At 72.6% G+C, this 1999-nt stretch carries 1 protein-coding gene; it reads left to right on the top strand.

What is annotated here, in order from left to right:
- On the top strand, window positions 1–1999 hold a 1999-nt coding region (locus IEZ15_RS43800; RefSeq protein ID WP_189282497.1), incomplete at both ends, for a condensation domain-containing protein.

Genomic DNA, 1999 nt, shown 5'->3' with positions numbered 1-1999 from the left:
GCGGCTGCCGGAGCACATGGTGCCGTCGGCGGTCGTGGTCCTGGACGCGCTGCCGCTGACCGGCAACGGGAAGCTGGACCGCAAGGCCCTGCCCACACCCGACTACTCCTCGTCGCTGGCCTCCGGCGGGCGCCGGGCGGCCACGCCCCAGGAGGAGATCCTGTGCATGGCCTTCGCCGAGGTCCTCGGCCTTTCCGAGGTCGGCATCGACGACGACTTCTTCGAGCTGGGCGGCCACTCGCTCCTCGCGGTGCGCCTGGCCAGCCGGATCCGCTCGGTCCTCGGCGTCGAGGTCGAGATCCGCGAACTGTTCGAGGCCCCGACGGTGGCCGGTCTCGCGGCCGGTCTGACCGGTGCCGGCCAGGCACGGACGGCGCTGACGGCCGGGTCGCGCCCGGAACGGATCCCGCTCTCGTTCGCCCAGCGCCGCCTGTGGTTCATCGGCCAGCTGGAGGGCCCGAACGCGGCCTACAACGTCCCGGTGGCCCTGCGCCTCGGCGGCGACGTGGACCGGGAGGCGCTGGAAGCGGCCCTGCGGGACGTGATCGGGCGGCACGAGGTGCTGCGTACGGTCTTCGAGGTCGCCGACGGCGAGCCGTACCAGCGGATCGTCGGCACCGACGAGCTGGAGTGGGACCTGCCCCTGGTCGAGGTGGCTCCGGAGGAGCTGGCGGGCGCGGTCGCCGCGGCGGCCGGTTACGCCTTCGACCTCGCGGTCGAGATCCCCTTCCGCGCCTGGCTGTTCGCCGCCGGGGCCGACGAGCGGGTGCTCGTCGTGGCGATGCACCACATCGCGAGCGACGGCTGGTCGAAGCGCCCGCTGGCGCGCGACCTGTCGGCCGCCTACGCGGCGCGGTGCGCGGGCCGGGCGCCGGAGTGGGAGCCACTGCCGGTGCAGTACGCGGACTACGCGCTGTGGCAGCGGGAGCTGCTCGGCGAAGAGTCTGACTCCGAGAGCCTGATCTCCCGTCAGATGGCCTACTGGCACGGGGTGTTGGCCGGTGCGCCGGAGGAGCTTCAGCTACCGGTGGACCGGGTGCGGCCGGCGGTTCCCTCGCACCGGGGTCACGACGTCGCGCTGACGGTTCCGGCGGAGGTGCACGCCCGCCTCGTGGAGGTGGCGCGCGCCGAGGGCGTGACCACGTTCATGGCCCTCCAGGCCGCGCTGGCGATGCTGCTCTCGAAGCTGGGCGCCGGGACGGACGTCCCGATCGGCTCGGCGAACGCGGGCCGCACGGACGAGGCCCTGGACGACCTGGTCGGCTTCTTCATCAACACCCTTGTCCTGCGTACGGATTTGAGTGGCGACCCGACCTTCCGGGACGTGCTCGCTCGCGTACGGGAGACGAGCCTGTCGGCCTTCGCGCACCAGGACGTGCCGTTCGAGCGGCTCGTCGAAGAACTGGCCCCGAGCCGGTCGATGGCCCGGCACCCCCTGTTCCAGGTGATGCTCCAGGTGCAGAACAACGCCGAGGCGGTCCTGGACCTGCACGGCGTGCAGACCGGTGGCGTCGCGGCCGGAGCGTCGGTGGCGAAGTTCGACCTGGACGCGTCGGTGGCGGAGACCTTCGACGAGACGGGCGCCCCGGTGGGGCTGCGCGGTTCGGTCGTCGCCTCCGCTGACCTGTTCGACGCGGAGAGCGCCGAGCGGCTCGTGGCCCGCTGGGTGTGGGTCCTTGAGCGCCTCGCGGCGGACCCGGAGCTGCGGCTGAGCACGCTGGACGTGCTGGACGAGGCCGAGCGGTACCGGGTGTTGACCGAGTGGAACGACTCGGCTGTCGAGGTGGCGGGGGGTTCGCTGCCGGGGTTGTTCGAGGCGCAGGTGGCGCGGACGCCGGGTGCGGTGGCGGTTGTGTCGGGTGGTGTTGAGGTCTCGTACGCGGAACTGGACGCCCGTGCCAACCGGTTGGCGCGTCATCTGGTCGCTCAGGGGGTGGGTGCGGAGTCGTTCGTCGGGGTCTGTCTGGAGCGGGGCATCGAGTCGGTGGTGGCGCTGCTT

This window comes from Streptomyces atratus (assembly GCF_014648655.1).
GTDB lineage: Bacteria > Actinomycetota > Actinomycetes > Streptomycetales > Streptomycetaceae > Streptomyces > Streptomyces atratus.
Note: the sequence above shows the minus strand (reverse complement) of the source record. Positions and strands in the feature narration are given on the sequence as shown.